This is a genomic window from Telluria sp. ZT3P39 (assembly GCF_059685935.1).
Genome location: NZ_JCASIH010000010.1, coordinates 85972 through 100932, shown reverse-complemented (window position 1 = coordinate 100932; position 14961 = coordinate 85972). Strand labels below are relative to the sequence as shown.

The following is a 14961-nucleotide window of genomic DNA, read 5'->3' as shown; positions in this document are numbered from 1 at the left end:
ACAGCCTTACGCAGCGCGCAGTGCGGCCGCAGCCCTGGCCAGCTCGGTGATCCCGGCCCAGTCGCCAGCAAGCATCAGATCCTTCGGGGTCAGCCAGGAGCCGCCGACGCAGGCCACGTTCTTACAGGCCAGGAACTTCGGCGCGGTCTCGATCGAGATGCCGCCGGTCGGGCAGAAGGTCACGTCCGGCAGCGGGCCGCCGATCGCATTGAGCATGCCGACGCCGCCCGCCGGCACGGCCGGGAACAGCTTCAGTTGCTTGAACCCTTGTTCGCGCGCCGCCATCACTTCGGAGGGGGTCATCACGCCCGGCAGCAGCGGCAGGCCGCTTTTTTTCGCGGCCTCGATCAGCATCGGGGTCAGGCCCGGCGAGACGCCGAACACCGCGCCGGCGTCGCGCGAGGCCGCGAATTCGTCGGCCTGGGTCAGGGTGCCGACGCCGACGATGGCGCCTTCGACCTGGCTCATGGCGCGGATCGCGTCCAGGCCGTGCCTGGTGCGCAGCGTCACTTCGAGCACGCGGATGCCGCCTGCCACCAGGGCCTTGGCCAGCGGAACGGCGTGCTCCGGATCGTCGATGGCGATGACAGGGATGACGCTCGCCGAGCGCATGATTTCAAGTAAAGTCATTTCTGCGTCCTAAAGAGAAAGTCTTCGTCTGAACCGGGCACGACTTCATCGGCGTTGATGCCTTCGTGCAGCGGTACGGTGGTCGGGATGGGCGAAGGCATCGGGAAGGTCGCCGCGCCCTGCTCCGCCGGCGTGCTGGCGTTGCGGAACATCGCGAACAGCTCGCGTCCCATGCCGATGTGGCTCTTGGACAGGTCGGCGGTCGCCATGCTGCGCGCAGCCCAGACCTCGTCCGGCACCAGTGCCGCGAACGAGCCGGTGGTGGCGTCGACGCGGATCATGTCACCGTCGCGCACCAGGCCGAGCGGGCCGCCTGCAAGGATCTCGGGCGAGACGTGGATCGCCGCCGGCACCTTGCCTGACGCGCCCGACATGCGGCCGTCGGTGACCATCGCCACCTTGAAGCCGGCGTCCTGCAGGTTCGACAGCGCCGGGGTCAGCGCGTGCAGTTCCGGCATGCCGTTGGCGCGCGGGCCCTGGAAGCGGATGACCGCCACGAAGTCGCGATTGAGCTGGCCGTCTTTATAGGCCTGCATGAAGGCTTCCTGCGAGTCGAAGGTCAGCGCCGGCGCTTCGACCACGTGGTATTCCTTCTTGACCGACGAGATCTTCATGATGGCGCGGCCCAGGTTACCCTGCACCAGCACCATCCCGCCGTTGTCGCTGAACGGGTTCGATGCCGCGCGCAGCACGCTGTCGTCGCCGCTTTGCTGCGGCAGGTCGCGCCACACGACCTTGCCGTCCTCGCCCAGGAAGGGCTCCTTGCAGTGATTGCGCAGGCCATGGCCGAGGATGGTGTTGACGTCCTCGTGGGCCAGGCCGGCATCTAACAGTTCGCGGATCACGAAGCCCGGGCCGCCGGCGGCCTGGAAGTGGTTCACGTCGGCTTCGCCGTTCGGGTAGATGCGGGTCAGCGAAGGCACCACTTTCGACAATTCGTCGAAATCGTTCCAGTCGATCACGATGCCGGCCGCGCGGGCGATCGCCACCAGGTGCAGCGTGTGGTTGGTCGAGCCGCCGGTCGCGTGCAGCGCGACGATGGCGTTGACGATGCTTTTCTCGTCCACGATGCGGCCGATCGGCATGTAGTTGCTGCCCTGCTGGGAGATCGCGACCGCCTGCCGCGCGGCGGCGCGGGTCAGTGCATCGCGCAGCGGCGTGCCCGGCGTGATGAAGGCGGCGCCCGGCAGGTGCAGGCCCATCATCTCCATCAGCATCTGGTTGCTGTTGGCGGTGCCGTAGAAGGTGCAGGTGCCGGCGTCGTGGTAGGACTGGGCTTCGCACTCCATCAGCTCTTCGCGGGTGGCCTTGCCCTGCGCGTAGAGCTGGCGCACGCGCGCCTTTTCCTTGTTCGACAGGCCCGAGGTCATCGGGCCGCCCGGCACGAAGATGCCCGGGATGTGGCCGAAGTGCAGCGCGCCGATGAGCAGGCCCGGCACGATCTTGTCGCAGATGCCGAGATACAGCGAAGCGTCGAACATATTGTGCGACAGCGCCACGGCGGTCGACATGGCGATGGTGTCGCGCGAGAACAGCGACAGCTCCATGCCCGGCTGGCCTTGCGTGACGCCGTCGCACATGGCCGGTACGCCGCCCGCGAACTGGGCCACGGCGCCAACCTCGCGCACGGCGTCCTTGATCAGTTTCGGGTAATACTCGAAGGGCTGGTGGGCCGACAGCATGTCGTTGTACGAGGACACGATGGCGACCGACGGCTGCTTGTATTCGCGCAGCTTGAGCTTGTCGTTGGCCGGGAAGGCGGCAAAGCCGTGCGCCAGGTTGGTGCACGACAGCGCGCCGCGCTGCACGCCCTGGATCCGGGCCGCTTCGAGATGCGCCAGGTAAGCCGCGCGCGATGGGCGGCTACGCTGGATGATCCGCTTGGTTACCTGCTCGACTACGGGGTGCAGCGCCATGATCGTTCCTTCTTAAATTTGGTATCTGAAATTTTACTACATATTTATTGAAGACGCTTGGTAGGGTGGTCGGGTCTCCCGACCGCGCGTTCAAAACACAGTGCTGCTTCCCGTTAGGCCCTTCATCTTCTATCTATCACCGCGCGGGCGGGGGACCCGCCCACCCTACGAATTTGGGCTGAATTTGCGCTGCGTACTTGGCGACGCGACACCACAATGCGAACACAACCACTTTTTGTGTAGTGAATTTACGCACGCATATTGTATTATTCGCTAATCTGCTATTGACAACATTGTGCCATCGACACCGACCCCATGCGCCAGCCTTCCCTGACCTCTACTTCCAGCTTCCAGGCCCTTGAAACCCACGCCATCGAGGCCGAAGACTGGGAGATGCGCAGCCTGTTCGCCGCCGATCCCCAGCGCTTCGAGCGCTTGTCGTGCGAAGCGGCCGGCCTGTTCCTAGACTATTCAAAAAATCGCCTCGACGGGCGCACGCTTGAACTGCTGGCGGCGCTGTTGCGCGAGCGTGGCGTGGAGGCGCGCCGCGACGCGATGTTTGCCGGCGAACGGATCAACAACACCGAAAACCGCGCCGTGCTGCACACCGCCCTGCGCGCACCGCGCGGCGCGAAACTCGTGGTCGAAGGCCAGGACGTGAACGCCGACGTCCATGCGGTGCTCGAGCGCGTCAAGCTGTTCACCGACGCGGTGCGCAGCGGCGACTGGCTGGGCCATACCGGCAAGCCGATCACGGACGTCGTCAACATCGGCATCGGCGGCTCGGACCTGGGCCCGAAGATGGTCGTGCTGGCGCTGCGCCACTACGCCCATCCGCGTCTGCGCATGCATTTCGTGTCGAACGTGGATGGCCACGACATGGATGCGGCGCTCATGCAGGTCGATCCGGAAACCACGCTCTTCATCGTCGCGTCCAAGACCTTCACCACCGCCGAGACCATGATGAACGCGCAGACCGCGCGCGCCTGGTTCCTGCAGAACGCGCCCGAAGAGGCGCTGGCCCGGCACTTCGTCGCCGTCTCGACCAATACGGAAGCCATCAAAACCTTCGGCATCGACCCGGCCAACATGTTCCCGTTCTGGGACTGGGTCGGCGGGCGCTATTCGGTGTGGTCGGCGATCGGCCTTCCGGTGGCCCTGGCCGTGGGCTTCGGTTATTTCACCGATTTCCTGCTTGGGGCGCACGAGCTGGACGAGCACTTCCGCACTGCGCCGGTCGAGGAAAACCTGCCGATGATCCTGGCGCTGGTCGGTTTCTGGAACCGCCAGTTCCTGGGTGCCACATCGGTGACGATCGCGCCCTACCATCAGGACCTGAACCGCTTCCCCGCCTATTTGCAGCAGCTCGACATGGAGAGCAACGGCAAGCGCGTCACGCGCGACGGCGAGCCGGTCGACACCCCGACCTGCCCGGCGATCTGGGGCGAACCCGGCACCAATGGCCAGCACGCCTATTTCCAGCTGCTGCACCAGGGTACCGACCTGACCCCGATCGATTTCATCGCCGCGCTGCGTCCGGCGCACGAGATGCAGAACCACCATACGGCCCTGCTGGCGAACTGCTTCGCACAGTCGGAAGCCTTCATGAAGGGCAAGACCCTCGACGAAGTGCGGATCGACCTGCAGCAGCAAGGCTTGCCCCTGAGCGAAATCGAGCGCCTGGCGCCGCACAAGACCTTCCCGGGCAACCGCCCCAGCAATACGATCCTGATGGAGCGGCTCACGCCCGCCACGCTGGGCGCCCTGATCGCGCTGTACGAGCACAAGACCTTCGTGCAGGGCGTGCTCTGGGATGTCAACAGCTTCGACCAGTGGGGCGTTGAACTGGGCAAGGTGCTGGCCAAGAAGATCGAAGCCGAGCTGGCAGGCGACCCACAGCCCGAACTGCACGACAGTTCCACCAACGGCCTGATCGCCCGCGCGAAGGCCGCCGTCTGAACCCCAACTGAACGATTACATGGCAACCGATAAATTCGAAGTGGTGCACGACGCGCCGATGCTGGTCGGCGAATCCGCAACCTGGCACGAGGTCGAATCGGCCCTGTACTGGGTCGACATCAACGGCTTGACCGTCAACCGCGTGCATCCGGCAAGCGGCAAGTTCAGCTCGTGGAAGATGGGCTCGGAGCCCTCGGCGTTCGCCATCGATGGCGACAACAACCTGATGGTCGCCACGCGCAAGGGCCTCATCTGCCTGAACACGACCAGCGGCACCGAGACGCCGATCGCGGATGCGCCTTACGACACCTCCATCGTGCGCTTTAACGACGGCCGCGTGGACCCGGCGGGCCGCTTCTGGATCGGCACCATGTACGAGCCGCGCGACAAGCCGGCTGCCGAGATGTACGTGCTCGAGCGCGGCCAGCTGCGCCGCGCCTGGGCGGGCGGCATGACCAATTCGAACGGCCTGGCCTGGAGCCTGGACGGCCGCACGATGTTCCATGCCGATACGACGACCCACCGGGTCGATTGCTACGATTTCGACCCGGCGACCGGCGTGCAGTCGAATAGGCGCACGATCAAGACCTTCCCGACGGATAAATCGGCCGCGGATTACGGCGGCCGTCCGGACGGCGCGACGGTCGACAGCGAAGGCGCCTACTGGGTGGCGATGTTCGAAGGCGGCCGCGTGCTGCGCATTGCGCCGGATGGGACGGTGCTGCGCGAGATCGTGCTGCCGGTGCGCTGCCCGACCTCGGTGGCCTTCGGCGGCTCGGATTTGCGCACGCTGTATATCACCAGCGCGAGCCATGGCCGGTCGGCGCAAGAGCTGGCGACCTACCCGCTCAGCGGGAAGGTGCTGTCGATTCGCGTGGATGTGGCGGGGCGGGAAGAACCGGAATACCAGCATTAACGATCGTTTTACCCGTAGGGTGGGCGGCTCCACCCTGCATTGGGAATCGCCTGAAACGTGTGCGCCGCCCGCGCGGTGATCGCTAACGGCTCCGCTTTCGCGCCGGATGATCTTGCTGCGAACTATCACCGCGCGGGCGGCGCAGCTGCACGGGCGGATCCGACAAAACGGTGGAGCCGCCCACCCTACGAGGCGCGGCAGTTCACCGTCCGACACAGCAGTTTTCGTAGTATATTTTCTTGCTAACACGATATTCGTGTAGTAAATTTACATTCAAGTCTTCACTCTCCCCCAGATTCCTATGGCACTTTCCGATTTCGACCTCGTTTTCTTCGGCGGCAGCGGCGACCTTGCGATGCGCAAGCTGCTCCCTGCGATGTACTCGCGCGATGTCTGCAACGACTTGCCCGACAGCGCCCGCATCATCTGTGTCGGCCGCGACGAAGCGACCCAGGAAGAATTCCTGAAGATGGTCGAGACGAACTCCAGGCAGCACATCAAGGACACGCCCAACGAGGAAAGCTGGGCGCGCTTCCTCAAGCGCATCGTCTACGTGGCGCTCAACGCCACCGACGTGGCGACCTATGGCCCGCTCGTGGATGCATTGCGCCACGACGATTCGCTCACCCGCGTCTACTACCTGGCCACCCCGCCCCACCTGTTCGCCACCATCTGCGACAACCTGGCCGCAACCGGCCTGGTATCGCCGAATTCGCGCGTGGTGCTGGAAAAGCCGCTCGGGCGCGATCTGGCCTCGGCCAAGCAGATCAACCTCGATGTCGGCAAGGTCTTCGCCGAATCGCAGATCTACCGGATCGACCACTACCTCGGCAAGGAGACCGTGCAGAACCTGCTGGCCCTGCGCTTCGGGAACATCCTGTTCGAGCCGCTGTGGCGCCGCGAATGGATTTCGGACGTGCAGATCACCATCGCCGAGAAGATCGGCGTGGGCAACCGCCTGGGTTATTACGACACCTCGGGCGCCCTGCGCGACATGCTGCAGAACCACCTGCTGCAGCTGCTGTGTATCGTCGCGATGGAACCGCCGACCTCGATTTCGCCGGACGCCGTGCGCGACGCCAAGCTGCAAGTGCTGCGCTCGCTGAAACGCTTCACCCCGACCACGCTGGCGCAGAACATCGTGCGCGGCCAGTACCGCGGCGGCTATGTCGATGGCCAGGCGGTGCCGGGCTACCGCGACGAGCCGGGCGCGCCGAAACAATCGAAAACGGAGACCTTCGTGTCCGTGAAGGCCGAGATCGACACCTGGCGCTGGGCCGGCGTGCCTTTCTACCTGCGTACCGGCAAGCGCATGGCCGACCGCCTGGCCGAGATCGTGGTGCGCTTCAAGCCGATCCCGCATTCGATCTTCAACCAGCCGACCTCGAGCTTCCAGCCCAACAGCCTGGTGATCCGCCTGCAGCCGGACGAAGGCCTGTCGATGAACCTGATGGCCAAGACCCCAGGGGACTCCATGCGCCTGAAACAGGCCGAGCTGGAGCTGGACTTCCGCGAGCAGTTCAAGAGCCCGCGCATGGAAGCCTACGAACGCCTGCTGGTCGACGTGCTGCGCGGCCAGCTGACCCTGTTCATGCGCGGCGACGAGCTGGAAGCGGCATGGGAATGGGTCGAGCCGATCCTGGAACACTGGGAGCAGGACGATTCCACTCCGGTGCCATACAGCTCGGGCACCTGGGGCCCTGCCGCCTCGAGCGCGCTGATCGGCCGCGACGGCCTGCAGTGGCGCGAAGAAGTGCTGCCGGAAGACTGAGGCTCGACCGCCATGCTGCTCGATTCCATCCGCACCCAGCTCGACTCGCTCTCGAAATCCGAGCGCAAGGTGGCGCTCGCAGTGCTTGCCGCGCCGTCGAACACGGTGAGCCAGAACATCACCGCGCTGGCCAAGAACGCGCAAGTGTCCGAGCCGACCGTGGTGCGTTTCTGCCGCACCCTCGGCTACGACGGCTGGCACGAGTTCAAGCTGAAACTCGCCCAGGGCCTGGCCCTGGCGCTGCCCGGTGCGAACGAGCAGCCGGCGCCGGACGACCTGGCGGCGGACCTGGTGAACAAGATCTGCAGCCGCTCGATCAATACCCTGCTCGACCTGCGCAACAACCTGAAACCGGAGCTGGTGCAAAAGGCGCTCGACATCCTCTCGCGCGCCAACAAGATCGAGTTCTACGGCCAGGGCTCGTCGGGCTTTGTCGCCTGCGACGCCCAGCACAAGTTCTTCCGTTCGGGCGTGCCGACCGTGGCCTATACCGACCCGGCCATCCATTCGATCGCGGCGGCGCTGTTGCGCGAGGGTGATGCGGTGGTGGCGATTTCGCAGCGCGGCAACAACCCGGCCCTGACCCGTTCGGCCAAGCTGGCCCGCCGCGGCGGCGCCGACGTGATCGTGCTGGCGCCGTCCGGGACCCCGCTGGCGGAGATCGCGACCCTGTTCATCCCGATCGACCTGGTGTTCGCGATCGACCCCTACACGCCGATTTCGGCCCGCCTGGCCTACCTGGTGGTGATCGACGTGCTGGCCGTGGGCCTGGCCCTGCAGCGCGGGCCGGAATTCCGCAAGAAGATGCAGAACGCGCAGAAGGCGCTGCAGGAATTCGACATGCAGTTCGATTCGTTTATCGGTTGATTCGGTCAAGCTCACCCTGGACCCCGGCCCAGGCCTGGGTCCAGGTTCGACGGGCCGCCTCGGCGCTTAAACGCACCACAGGTGTAAAATACTGGGTTTCCAAAGCATCCCGGGCACCGCCATGCACACCAATCCCGAACGCACTACCCGTCCCGATTACGCCCTGCTGGAGCGCCAGGTCGAGAGCGTCCTCGAAGGCGAACGCAGCCTGATGGCCAACGCCGCGCAGTTCTCGGCACTCGTTTACGACACCCTCGCCGACCTGAACTGGGCCGGCTTCTATTTCACCGTACCGGCGCGCAAGGGCGACGGCCAGGACCTGCTGGTCGGCCCCTTCCAGGGCAAGCCGGCCTGCGCCCGCATCCCCTTCGGCCGCGGCGTCTGCGGAACCACCGCGGTCGAGCGCAAGACCATCGTGGTCGCCGACGTGCACGCCTTTCCCGGCCATATCGCCTGCGATTCGGCCTCGAATTCGGAGATCGTGATCCCGCTGATCAAGGATGGCGACGTGCTCGGCGTGTTCGATATCGACAGCCCGGTGCTGGACCGGTTTTCGGATGAAGACCGCGCAGGGCTGGAGCGCATGATTGCGGCGTTCATCGATGGCACCGATTTCGTTTAAGGCGCCTGCCGAAGCCGCCCCACCACATTCAAGTTTCACTCATTCACACCGAGACCCCACGATGAACCAACTCGAACAACTCAAGCAATACACCACCGTCGTCGCCGACACCGGCGACTTCCAGTCGATCAAGGCCTACACGCCGCAGGATGCGACCACCAATCCGTCGCTGATCCTCAAGGCCGTGCAAAAGCCGGAATACCGCCCGCTGCTGGAAAAGGCCATTGCCGACGCGCCGCACGCCACCGTCGATGAAATCGTCGACAACCTCCTGATCGGTTTCGGCGTCGAGATCCTGAAGTTCGTGCCGGGCCGCGTCTCGACCGAGATCGATGCCGCCCTGTCCTTCGACACCGAAGCCACGGTCGCCAAGGGCCGCGAGCTGATCGCCCTGTACGAAAAGGCCCGCGTCTCGCGCGAGCGCGTGCTGATCAAGATCGCCTCGACCTGGGAAGGCATCAAGGCCGCCGAGATCCTGGAAAAAGAAGGCATCCACTGCAACCTGACCCTGCTGTTCTCGCTGTGCCAGGCGATCGCCTGCGCCGACGCCGGCGTGCAGCTGATCTCGCCGTTCGTCGGCCGCATCTACGACTGGTACAAGAAATCGACCGGCACCGACTATCAAGGCGCGGACGATCCGGGCGTGCAGTCGGTCAAGCGCATTTACCAGTACTACCGCACCTTCGGCTACAAGACCGAGGTCATGGGCGCGAGCTTCCGCAACACCTCGCAGATCACGGAACTGGCCGGCTGCGACCTGCTCACCATCTCGCCGGACCTGCTGCAAAAGCTGGCCGACAGCGATGCCCCGCTCGAGCGCAAGCTGGTCGCCGAGCCGCAGGCAGGCCTGGAGAAGATCACCGTGGACGAGAAGACCTTCCGCTTCATGCTCAATGAAGATGCGATGGGCACCGAGAAGCTGGCCGAAGGCATCCGCGCCTTCGTCGCTGACTCGATCAAGCTCAAGCAGATGATCGAAACGATGCGTTAAACAAGTCGCATGCGGCAAATACAAAGCGCGCCTCGAGGGGCGCGCTTTGTATTTGGGCTTGCGTAGGGTGGGCGGGTCTCCCGCCCGCCCTACGAAACCCTCAGCACTCGCGCAGCCCCGCCAGGTAGGTGTCCATCACCGCCCCGCCCAGCGCGACCAGGTCGTAGGCATCGGTATCGAACAGCCAGTTGCGGATCAGGCCATCCATGATGATCCACATGCCGTTGGCGACCGTCACCGGATCGAGGTCTTGCCGGACGCTGCCCAGGGCCTTGGCCTGCTTCAGGCGCGTTTCGACGCGCTGCATCCAGATCAGCTGCTTTTCGCGCCGCCCTTCGCGCATGACGACGGCCTCGGCCACGAATTCCATCTTCAGCGTGACGATCTCGAACACGCGGCGGGCTTTCGGATCGCTGGCGGTCACCCGCAACACCGTCATTACATACTCGCGCAAGTCCTGCACCGGATCGCCGCCCTCGTTCGCATCGAGCAGCAGCATGGCTTCTTCGAGCGGCATTTTCACGCGCTCCATCATGGCCTGCAGCAGCGCGCCCTTGTCGAGGAAATGCCAATAAATCGCGCCGCGCGTCACGCCCGCCTCGCTGGCAATATGCTGTAAAGTTGTCCTTGAAACGCCTTGTTCAGCGAACAATTTTTCAGCAGCGTCCAGGATGCTGTCGCGGGTAGCCGCAGCCTCCGCCTTGGTTTTACGTGCCATTTTTTTCCTTGCCCTCGATTTGAAGGGCGCCTCAAACATTAAACATACAACCGTGATAGTATATAAAACTGCCAGCAATAGCCAGTGACGATTCGTATGGTGTGGAAATGCCCGCATACGGTAGTCGAATCAACAATCAGAAGGAAAGCACACGTAATGCGCTCATACCACATCCATGCCCCGACCCGGATCGCTGCCGCCACCCTGATGGCCCTCGCCCTGCTGTCGGCCTGCGGCAAGAAAGACGCTGCCCCGGCCGCTGGCGGCCCTGGCGGCGGGATGCCCGCGCCTGAAGTCGGCGTCATCACCACCAAATTCGAGCCGGTCGCCCTGCAGACGGAATTGCCGGCGCGCGCCGAGCCGGTCCGTACCGCCCAGGTCCGCGCCCGCGTCAACGGCGTGGTGCTCAAGCGCCTGTTCACCGAAGGCAGCGAAGTCAGGCAGGGCCAGTCCCTGTTCCAGATCGACCCGGCACCTTACCAGGCCCAAGTGGCTGCCGCGCAGGCCGACCTCGGCCGCGCCCAGGCGACCCTCAGCCAGGCCGCGTCGCTGGCCCAGCGCTACAAGCCGCTGGTCGAGGCCAACGCCATCAGCAAGCTGGAATACACCAATGCCGTCGCCGCGCAGAAGCAGGCAGAAGCCGCCGTGGCCGCCTCGCGCGCCCAGGTGCGCATTGCCCAGATCAATTCGGGCTATGCCAACGTGAATGCGCCGATCTCGGGCCGCATCGGCCGCGCGCTGGTGACCGAAGGCGCACTGGTCTCCGCGGCGGAAGCCACCCAGATGGCGCTGATCCAGCAGAATAACCCGATGTACCTGAACATCACCCAGTCGGCCACCGAACTGCAGCGCCTGCGCAAGCAAGCCGGCGGCGGCGCGAAAGACGCCCCGGTCACCGTGATGCTCGACGACGGCACCGAACTGCCGACCCGCGGCCGCCTGCTGTTCTCGGACGTCACCGTCGACCCGAGCACCGGCCAGGTCACCCTGCGCGCGACGGTCCCCAATCCGGACAACGCCCTGCTCCCGGGCCAGTACGTGCGCGTGCGCCTGTCGCAGGCCCAGCTGCCCAACGGGATCGTGGTGCCGCAGCAGGCCGTCACCCGCGGCGGCGCCCAGGGCGATACCCTGATGGTGGTCGGCGCCGACAACAAGCCGACCCCGCGCACCGTCAAGATCGGTTCGCAGCAGGGCAGCGCCTGGGTCGTCACCGACGGCCTGAAAGAAGGCGAGCGCGTGATGGTCGACGGCTTCCAGAAACTGCAGATGCTGCCGCCGGGTACCCCGGTCAAGCCGGTGCCATGGTCGCCGGGCACCGCTGCCCCTGCCGCCGGTGGTTCGGCGCCTGCAGCACCTGCCGCAGCCGCTCGCTAACGCGCCAACGCTAGTCAAGAACAGGATTTCACATGGCACGTTTTTTCATCGACCGCCCCATTTTTGCCTGGGTGATCGCGCTGTTTATCATGGTGATCGGCGCGGTCTCTATCACCCAGCTGCCGATCGCACAGTATCCGAACGTGGCCCCGCCATCGATCGTGATCAATGCCGCCTATCCGGGCGCCTCGGCCCAGACCCTGGAAGACTCGGTCATCTCCGTCATCGAACGCGAGATGAACGGCTCGCCGGGCCTGATCTACATGGAATCGAGCAGCTCCGCCAGCGGCGCCGGCTCGATCACCCTGACCTTTGAAACCGGCACCAACCCGGACCTGGCCCAGGTGGACGTCCAGAACCGCCTGGCGCGTGCCACCCCGCGCCTGCCGCAGGCGGTGAACCAGCAGGGCGTGCGCGTCGACAAGGTGCGCGCCAACTTCCTGCTGTTTACCATCCTGTCCTCGAGCGACCCGAAATGGGACCCGATCGCGCTGGGCGACTACGCCTCGCGCACGGTGCTGCCGGAGATCCAGCGCATCAAGGGCGTCGGCACCGCGCAGCTGTTCGGCACCGAGCGCGCGATGCGCATCTGGATCGACCCGGCCAAGCTGGTGGGTTTCCGCCTGTCGCCCGCCGACGTCAACGCCGCCATCCGCAGCCAGAACGCCCAGGTGGCATCGGGCACCATCGGTGAACTGCCGCTGGCGCAAGGCCAGGAAATCAGCGCCACCGTGGTCGTCACCGGCCAGCTCTCCACCGCCGAACAATTCGGCAACATCGTGCTGCGCGCGAACCCGGACGGCTCCACCGTGCGCCTGAAGGACGTGGCCCGCATCGAGATCGGCGGCCAGAGCTACTCCACTTCGGCGCGCCTGAACGGCAAGCCGTCCACCGGTATCGGCGTGCAGCTGGCGCCAAGCGGCAACGCATTGGAGACCGCGCGCCTGGTGCGCCAGCGCATGGATGAACTGTCGAAGTTCTTCCCGCCCGGGATGAAGGCCACCGTGCCTTTCGACAGCTCGAAATTCATCGACATCTCGATCGAGCAGGTCGTGCACACCCTGATCGAAGCGATCGTGCTGGTGTTCCTGGTGATGTACCTCTTCCTGCAAAACTTCCGCTACACGATCATCCCGACCATCGTGGTGCCGGTGGCGCTGCTCGGCTCCCTGGGAACCCTGCTCGCGCTGGGCTATTCGATCAACGTGCTGACCATGTTCGGTATGGTCCTGGTCATCGGTATCGTGGTCGACGATGCCATCGTGGTGGTCGAGAACGTCGAACGCATCATGAGCGAAGAAGGCCTGAGCCCACTGCTTGCGACCCGCAAGGCCATGGGCCAGATCTCGGGCGCCATCATCGGCGTGACCGTGGTGCTGATGTCGGTGTTCGTGCCGCTGGCTTTCTTCGGCGGCGCGGTCGGCAACATCTACCGCCAGTTCGCGGTGGTCATGGTGTCCTCGATCGCCTTCTCGGCCTTCCTGGCGCTGTCGCTGACCCCTGCCCTGTGCGCGCACCTTCTCAAGCCGGTCGAAGCGGGCCACCACCACGAGAAGAAAGGCTTCTTCGGCTGGTTCAACCGCCGCTTCAGCCGCACCGCCAAGGGCTACGAGGGCTGGGTCGGCAAGATCATCCGCGGCTCCGGCCGCGCGCTGGTGGCCTTCGTCCTGATCGTCGGCGTGGTGGGCCTGCTGTTCGCCCGCATGCCGAGTTCCTTCCTGCCGAACGAAGACCAGGGCTATGTCATCGCCAACATCCAGCTGCCGCCGGGCGCCACGCTCGAGCGTACCAACGAGGTGATGCGCACCGCCGAGACCTTCATCATGAAGCAGCCGGAAGTGGCCAACATGGTCAGCGTGCTGGGCTTCTCGTTCTCGGGCGCCGGCCAGAACATGGCGCTGGCCTTCATCCCGCTGAAGGACTGGAGCGAACGCAAGGGCCCGAATTCGAGCGCACAGGCGCTGGCCGGACGCATCATGGGCGGCCTGTCGGGCGTGCGCGATGCCTTCATCTTCGCCCTGTCGCCGCCGCCGATCCCCGAACTGGGCCGCGGCACCGGCTTTACCTTCCGCCTGCAGGACCGCGGCGGCGCCGGCCACAATGCCCTGCTGGCGGCGCGTAACCAGCTGCTCGGCATGGCCTCGCAGAGCAAGATCCTGGCCGGCGTGCGTCCGGAAGGCCTGGAAGACGCGCCGCAGGTGATGCTCGACATCGACCGCGACAAGGCGCAGGCACTGGGCGTGAGCTTCGAGTCGATCAACAGCGCCATTTCGACCGCACTCGGTTCGTCGTATGTCAACGACTTCCCGAACGCCGGCCGCCTGCAGCGTGTCGTGGTGCAGGCCGAAGCCAGCGCCCGCATGCAGCCGGACGACCTGCTGCAACTGAATGCACTGAACGCCCAGGGCCAGCCGGTGCCGCTGTCCTCGTTCGCCACCACCCGCTGGGTGACCGGCCCGATGCAGACCATCCGCTACAACGGCTATCCGGCGATGAGCATCGCCGGCGACGCCAAGCCGGGCTACTCGACCGGCGACGCGATGGCCGAGATGGAAGCACTGGCGGCCAAGCTGCCGCAGGGTTTCGCTTTCGAATGGACCGGCCAGTCGCGCGAAGAAGCGCAGTCCGGTTCGACCATGGGCATCCTGATGGCCTTCTCGATGCTGGCGATCTTCCTGGCGCTGGCCGCCCTGTACGAGAGCTGGTCGATCCCGGTGGCGGTGCTGCTGGTGGTGCCGCTCGGTATCCTGGGCGCGATCCTGGCGGCCATGATGCGCGGCTACCCGAACGACGTGTACTTCAAGATCGGCCTGGTGACCATCATCGGCCTGGCGGCGAAGAACGCGGTCCTGATCATCGAGTTCGCGAAAGACCTGCAGGCGCAGGGACGCAGCCCGATGGAAGCGGCAATCGAAGCGGCGCACCTGCGTTTTCGCCCGATTATCATGACCTCGCTGGCCTTCATCCTGGGCGTGCTGCCGCTGGTGATCGCGGGCGGCGCCGGCTCGGCATCGCAACGCGCCATCGGTACCGGCGTGATGGGCGGTATGATAACGGCTACCACGCTGGGCGTGCTGTTCGTGCCGATGTTCTTCGTGGTGGTGCGCAAGCTGTTCAAGGGCAGCGAGCGCCAGCGCAAGAAATACGCACATGAAGAAGAAGCCGCAGCCGCAGCGGCAGTCCACGAAAAAATCTGA

The 14961-nt window shown here is 65.1% G+C and carries 11 protein-coding genes; 8 read left to right on the top strand and 3 right to left on the bottom strand.

The window, feature by feature from the left end:
• Positions 1–6 precede the first annotated feature (6 nt).
• On the bottom strand, positions 7–630 hold the full coding sequence (gene eda / locus AC56LR_RS12215) for a bifunctional 4-hydroxy-2-oxoglutarate aldolase/2-dehydro-3-deoxy-phosphogluconate aldolase (RefSeq protein ID WP_497130638.1): 624 nt from the start codon (positions 628–630) through the stop codon (positions 7–9).
• The gene (gene edd, locus AC56LR_RS12210; protein WP_497130637.1) at positions 627–2546 is read right to left on the bottom strand and encodes a phosphogluconate dehydratase; all 1920 of its coding nucleotides are present in this window, start codon (positions 2544–2546) and stop codon (positions 627–629) included. The genes eda and edd overlap by 4 nt, the downstream gene beginning before the upstream one ends.
• Before the next feature lie 315 nt (positions 2547–2861).
• Between edd and pgi the strand changes: the two genes are divergently transcribed.
• From pgi to tal, 6 genes are all read left to right on the top strand, one after another.
• The gene (gene pgi, locus AC56LR_RS12205; RefSeq protein WP_497130635.1) at positions 2862–4505 is read left to right on the top strand and encodes a glucose-6-phosphate isomerase; all 1644 of its coding nucleotides are present in this window, start codon (positions 2862–2864) and stop codon (positions 4503–4505) included.
• A 19-nt stretch (positions 4506–4524) separates the two neighbouring features.
• Complete coding sequence (locus AC56LR_RS12200; RefSeq protein ID WP_497130634.1) at positions 4525–5421, top strand: SMP-30/gluconolactonase/LRE family protein; 897 nt, start codon at positions 4525–4527, stop codon at positions 5419–5421.
• 301 nt (positions 5422–5722) lie between these two features.
• Positions 5723–7192, top strand: a complete 1470-nt coding sequence (gene zwf / locus AC56LR_RS12195; RefSeq protein ID WP_497130633.1) for a glucose-6-phosphate dehydrogenase — start codon at positions 5723–5725, stop codon at positions 7190–7192.
• A gap of 12 nt (positions 7193–7204) precedes the next feature.
• Positions 7205–8059 carry an SIS domain-containing protein gene (locus AC56LR_RS12190; protein WP_497130631.1) on the top strand — a complete coding sequence of 285 codons (855 nt, stop codon included), beginning with the start codon at positions 7205–7207 and terminating at the stop codon, positions 8057–8059.
• Between the two features lie 121 nt (positions 8060–8180).
• Positions 8181–8681: a GAF domain-containing protein gene (locus AC56LR_RS12185; RefSeq protein WP_497130630.1), complete on the top strand. Its 501-nt coding sequence runs from the start codon at positions 8181–8183 to the stop codon at positions 8679–8681.
• 61 nt (positions 8682–8742) lie between these two features.
• Positions 8743–9672 carry a transaldolase gene (tal, locus tag AC56LR_RS12180; protein WP_497130628.1) on the top strand — a complete coding sequence of 310 codons (930 nt, stop codon included), beginning with the start codon at positions 8743–8745 and terminating at the stop codon, positions 9670–9672.
• Between the two features lie 100 nt (positions 9673–9772).
• On the opposite strand, the gene AC56LR_RS12175 is transcribed toward tal, so the two are convergent.
• A complete protein-coding gene (locus tag AC56LR_RS12175) occupies positions 9773–10390 on the bottom strand; it encodes a TetR family transcriptional regulator (RefSeq protein WP_497130627.1) in 618 nt (205 codons plus the stop codon).
• Between the two features lie 156 nt (positions 10391–10546).
• Between AC56LR_RS12175 and AC56LR_RS12170 the strand changes: the two genes are divergently transcribed.
• A complete protein-coding gene (locus AC56LR_RS12170; RefSeq protein WP_497130625.1) occupies positions 10547–11764 on the top strand; it encodes an efflux RND transporter periplasmic adaptor subunit in 1218 nt (405 codons plus the stop codon).
• Between the two features lie 32 nt (positions 11765–11796).
• Entirely contained in the window at positions 11797–14961 is a 3165-nt protein-coding gene (locus AC56LR_RS12165) for an efflux RND transporter permease subunit (RefSeq protein WP_497130623.1), read from the top strand.